Here is a 4,954-nt window from a genome sequence, read left to right as displayed (position 1 = left end):
AGCGGCGCGGATGCGGCGTTCAGACACGCGATAGGCCACGGCCACGGTGCCGCGAGAAGTCTTCGTTCGCGACTGCTTCCCGACCGCTGTGATCGGCAAGCTATCGCTGGTCTTCGTCCGGCCACGGCCGCCGTTCAGTCCACCCAGTCGAGCGCGTTCCCGTGTGGCGATCCGGCTCAGAATCTCCATTTCTTCCCGCGCGAGGCAAGCGCGTTGGTCGTCGGTCAAGTGGCGGCGTTTGGTGGCCGCACGCAGCATGTAGATGACGGGATCGTCGCCATTCAGCGGCGCACGGATCACAGCGACTCGTTTGATACCCAACCGCTTGGCGGCCAAATAGCGGCTCCTGCCATCGACGATGACACGCCCGTCGATGATCTCGATGGGCACTCGAACACCTCGTTCGGCGATGTCCGCTAGAAACTCGGCGTCTTGTTCCGGCGGCATCCGGGGAACGCGGTTCGCATCGGGATGAAGACGCAAGAATTTCAGGGGCACGAGTTTCACAGAGATTGTGATGTTCAGTTTCGTGGGGCGGATTCGCAGGCAGGAAGGGCCAATCAGCGCAAGAGGAGAGTGGCGGGTGGTGCCGCTCTCCAAATCCTTTCTTGATGATGGCTACGAATTTCAAGCAAGTCAGCAGCGTTAGAAGCGTTCTTCGCCGCTGTGTTCGCCATTTTCGCCGTGGCCGTTTCCGTTCGAGCCGTTGGACGACTGCTCGAAGATCCACGAGTGAGCCTGGTCACAGACCTTGGCTACCAGTGGCAAATCATCGCGTCCGAAGCTCGTCGAATCCTTCCAGTCGTCGCCGTCCTTGTAGAGCCGGGAGATGGTCACATTGTGACGCATCCCGCTTTCCGTCTCGTTTTGCCAAATGGCAGCACGGATGCGGCCGAAGCGGATTTCGTGAACCGGGCGGTTCTTCGCTTCTTTGGGTTTTGATTTCGTGGCGGTTGCCATCCGAAAGTCTCCTTCGTTGAATGAAACAGGTCGAGAAACCAATGACCTCGAACGTCGAGGCCAATTCAGAGCTGTGGTCGAAAGCATTCGCGCAGTGGCGACTACGATTCGACCATCTGTTGCAGCGCGGAACGGCAGAACCGGGTGACGATTGCTCGTTGTCGAACCGTGTCGTCCGGTTGGGCCTCCGGTGTCACGGGTGGGAAGCCGCCGCGTTCCAGCCAGTCAAGCAACGACTGCGCCAGTTCGCGGACGGTCTCCCAATCGCGGACGCGATAGGCTTCCTGCAATTGATTCCAAGCGGCTTGCGGGTCCATAGGGCACCGCCTTACGCCGCGAGGGCCAGCGACAGAAGCTGAGCCACTTTGTAGTCGGCTTCAGCTCGGTCGGCGGCGAACGTGACACGCTGCGTGAGCCGCGTCAGGGCATCCACCAAAGCGAAGATCGTGAACCCGCCCTGGGCTCGCGCGATCTCCATCGCATCCTTGATGTAGTGCTGCGGGATTCCGTGCTTACCGAGTTCCTTGGCGACCTCTTCGGAATCTGAGCCGAGCCGCGTGTGCATCGCCTTCTTGAGCACCTCCGCGAACTTGTCGCGGCGGGAGTCCCGCTTGGCGACCAGGGCTTCGATGTGCCGACGAATTTCCTGCAAGCCGTCACGGACATTGGCCGTGTGCTTTCGCGAAAACTCAACGACTTGTACCGCGTCCCACACAATGTGGTTCTGACAGACGCGCTGGAACCAGAACGATTGCATGCCGAGCGAGCGGCGGCCAACTTCCGAGTTCCAGACAAAGAAACCCGGCGCAAACGATTCACCGTCGATGTCGATCCAGCCAGTCGGGTCGATGAGAAAGCAGAACATGTCCTGCTCGCCGCAATACAACCCGGTCCCGCAGTTGTAGGCGGTTTGTGGCGGCTGAAAGTCCGTCGCCACGTCGCGAATCGTCTCAATCAGTTCGGAGTTCCACAGTCGCGTGTACGACACGCCGTGAACCGACCGCACCGTTTTGCCCGTCGTCAACAATTGCACGGGCTTTTCGGCTTGAGGCAGCGTATCGCGGAAAGCGAGCGTTGCCGTCTCGGGATGGAAGCGATTGATCGTTTCCTTGCTGATGCCGGATAGGCGACACATCTGGCTGAACGACCAATCATTCAGACCAACCGATTCACCTTTCTCCAGTGTCACGGACAATTCTCCGTCACTGACCATCGGCAGCAGAGTTTGCGGCAACTGCCATAAGTCGGCGGAGTACTGCCGCTCTTGCCGACAGTGGTCGTGCAGTTCCTTCAGAGTCTGGAAAGACTCGTCAGGACCGCGTCGATACAGCTCGCGGTTGGCTCGGGTTAAACTTGCCATCATACGTCTCCTCGATAAAACGAGATTTCGGGTGCCAAAGCCACAGCGTTCACCGGCACCCGGCTGGTGAACGACAAGACTTTGGCCCGTCTGAGACGAAAGTGGCTGCGGGCAAAGCGGCCAGGCTACGAAGGAATTAACCGACAAAAACCTTGGGGCACCACCGCCCTCTCGGTTGATGCAGCTATCGACAGCATCAATCGAGTGACGGTTGTATGACTACTCGGATGGAACACAGCAAAGAGCGGCCTGACGTCGAGTGAATTCCGTACCACACAGTTGGGGAAATGTCACGTTTTGGCCGGAGACAGGACACAACCGGAAATGTCGCCGGTTATTTCGAGTGGTTATCCCCGGTGGCCTGCGGCGTGTTGGGGTGAGGTCTCTTCGTGGTGCGGGACAAGAATTCCGTAGTCGCAGGCCAGTTGCTGAAGGTGATCGAGCGCTTCGTGCGCCAGGCCAAGGTTAAGCGTTGACTCGATGAGTTCCACGGCTTCGCTGGGGATGACGCTCCAGAAGCAAGCCGTGCGTCCGCGCTCGCGTTGGACGCGACGCCACAGAAAACGCACGGTGGCAGGGTCTTCCGGGCAGAAGACTTCGATTCCCTGTTGACTGACGATTCCGACAAACGCTTTTAGCATGCCTGATCCGTACCATAGCCAGGCGGGAAATGCAAAATGAGAATTGCGTCAAGGTGACCTCGTTTGGGAGTCATGGCAGCCTTTCGGCCATGCCCGCGCTGTATATGGTCATCGCTGCTTTGTGTCTGCTGTTTCCAGAACGGGCAGCCATCGTCTGCGGAGCGTTGATGTTCACGACTTGGTGGCATCGGCAACGCTGATAAAGTGCTTGAACGTCGCGAATTGAGTTCCGTGTCATGTTGTGGCAAAGTGCGGGCGCGAGGTGAAACGGACGCAGGCCACTGCGGGGACGCAACCTGCCAGGGATAACCTCGTCGAAGCGTCGAAGAGACGTGAAAGGGGCGGCGCGATCAGGCTTCATCGCCACCGGTCGCGCCGCCCAGTTTTTATGCAGGCAGTTAACCAGCCACGCACAAGGTTCCGCCAGGCGGTCGGGCGCTCCCCTTCGACCGCACACATTTCAAACATTTCTCACCCGTCACTTTGATGCGAGCTATGCCTCCCAAAATCCCGGGGTTCGGGGCAGCGCCCCGAGTGCAACGGAAGCGGTTCTACACCGAGATTCGCTCGACGATGTTTCGAGTGACACGACGCTTGCGGCGGTCATAAAGTCGCGTCGTTCGTGGATCGGCGTGGCCAGCCAGATACTGCACGTCTTCCAACGGAACGCCTTGTTCCAAGAGGTCGGTGATAGTCGTCACGCGAAAGGAATGGGGCGACAAACGTGAAGACAATCCCGCATCACGCAACCTGCGTTTGACCATGCGCGTCATATCGTCCGCAGTCATGGTATTGTTTGTGAGGCGTTTGGTTCGACGGATCGCGGTCCGAAACAACGGCGATGCTGGATCGGCGTACCGCAGACCGCTCCGATCCAAATACTCATTCAGCGACAGTTGCAGGTCATGGCGCACGGGAATCTCCCGGACCTTGCCGCCTTTCTCGTGAAACCGCAGACAGAATTGGTCGCCGACTTCGTAGAAATCGCGCCGCCGCAACTTGGCGACTGCCCCGACGCGGGCGGCCGTGTAGATCAAAATGCCGATCACGGCGAAGTCACGGCGGCCAACATCGTGGGACGCCGCGATGCTCTTCAGCAATCGCCGCGCATGCTCGACAGTAATCTCCGGCGTCTTGCCTTCGATGACTTGATATCGCTCGCTGCGCACCGACAACGCCGGATTCAGGATCAGGACATGCCGCATGACGAGCCCATCAAAGAACCGCCGCAGCGCCGCCAGGTGCAGTTTTCGAGTGGGTAAGGCAACCGGCAGAGAATCGAGAAATCGTCCGACATCGGCCGGTGTCACGCGGACCAAATCCAAGCCGCGTAAGCCGCTCCAATCGGAGAACAAGCGAATGGTGTGCAGATACGCTTTCCGCGTGGAGGGATTACGGATCTGTCCGTAAAAAAACTCTTCGAACGCGAATCGAGCTGCCCCACCGGCATCCCGAATGAGTGTCGGTAGGTCTGCCGGTTCTGGCCTTTCGACCGTAGCCAGCACGTTCGTTATGTCGGTCATCTTTCTCCATTGGTATCTCAAGCGGTTCTTCACTGTGCCAACCGCTCGTTTGCGATTTCAGCTTGCTTCGGGTTCACCAACCATCTGGTCGATCCATCGGGCAAGTGCCTGGAAAACGGAGTGTGGCATTGCTCAGTCGGCACCTGACGGAATTACGCGACCCGGTGAGTTTTGCGAAACTCCATCCATAGCGCCGGACAACGTCTTTTGTCCAGCACTGTTTACTCTTGCGGCAAGACGAACCGCTTCGACAGCCCAGATCCGGCCGCACGGCATGCCAGTCGACGTCCACATCGGTGCATTCCTACTTTCGCCGCTGTCCTCTCCAGACGGTGCTTTATATCCAGCGATGTGATAGTGAATTAGACCCGACTAAACACAGCTCTGTGAATGTCACTGGAAGAGAAGCTTATTACCACCCCCTCACTCACGTCGGAACGTGAGTGAGGGGTCGGTGGTGCCAACGGTTT

Annotated in this window: 6 protein-coding genes; all 6 read right to left on the bottom strand. The window is 58.5% G+C overall.

The window, feature by feature from the left end; genetic code table 11:
* Positions 1–507, bottom strand: a 507-nt coding sequence (locus tag SGJ19_19900; GenBank protein MDZ4782517.1) for a ParB N-terminal domain-containing protein, incomplete at its 3' end; no start/stop codon positions are given.
* A 138-nt stretch (positions 508–645) separates the two neighbouring features.
* Positions 646–960 (bottom strand): hypothetical protein, encoded by a 315-nt coding sequence (locus SGJ19_19895; GenBank protein ID MDZ4782516.1) that lies wholly within the window; start codon positions 958–960, stop codon positions 646–648.
* A gap of 101 nt (positions 961–1,061) precedes the next feature.
* Entirely contained in the window at positions 1,062–1,277 is a 216-nt protein-coding gene (locus SGJ19_19890) for a hypothetical protein (protein MDZ4782515.1), read from the bottom strand.
* Between the two features lie 11 nt (positions 1,278–1,288).
* A complete protein-coding gene (locus tag SGJ19_19885; GenBank protein ID MDZ4782514.1) occupies positions 1,289–2,320 on the bottom strand; it encodes a DUF932 domain-containing protein in 1,032 nt (343 codons plus the stop codon).
* Between the two features lie 347 nt (positions 2,321–2,667).
* Complete coding sequence (locus SGJ19_19880) at positions 2,668–2,961, bottom strand: hypothetical protein (GenBank protein MDZ4782513.1); 294 nt, start codon at positions 2,959–2,961, stop codon at positions 2,668–2,670.
* Between the two features lie 551 nt (positions 2,962–3,512).
* Entirely contained in the window at positions 3,513–4,484 is a 972-nt protein-coding gene (locus SGJ19_19875; protein MDZ4782512.1) for a tyrosine-type recombinase/integrase, read from the bottom strand.
* Positions 4,485–4,954 lie beyond the last annotated feature (470 nt).

The sequence above is a fragment of the Planctomycetia bacterium genome (assembly GCA_034440135.1).
Taxonomy (GTDB): Bacteria; Planctomycetota; Planctomycetia; order Pirellulales; family JALHLM01; genus JALHLM01.
Note: the sequence above shows the minus strand (reverse complement) of the source record. Positions and strands in the feature narration are given on the sequence as shown.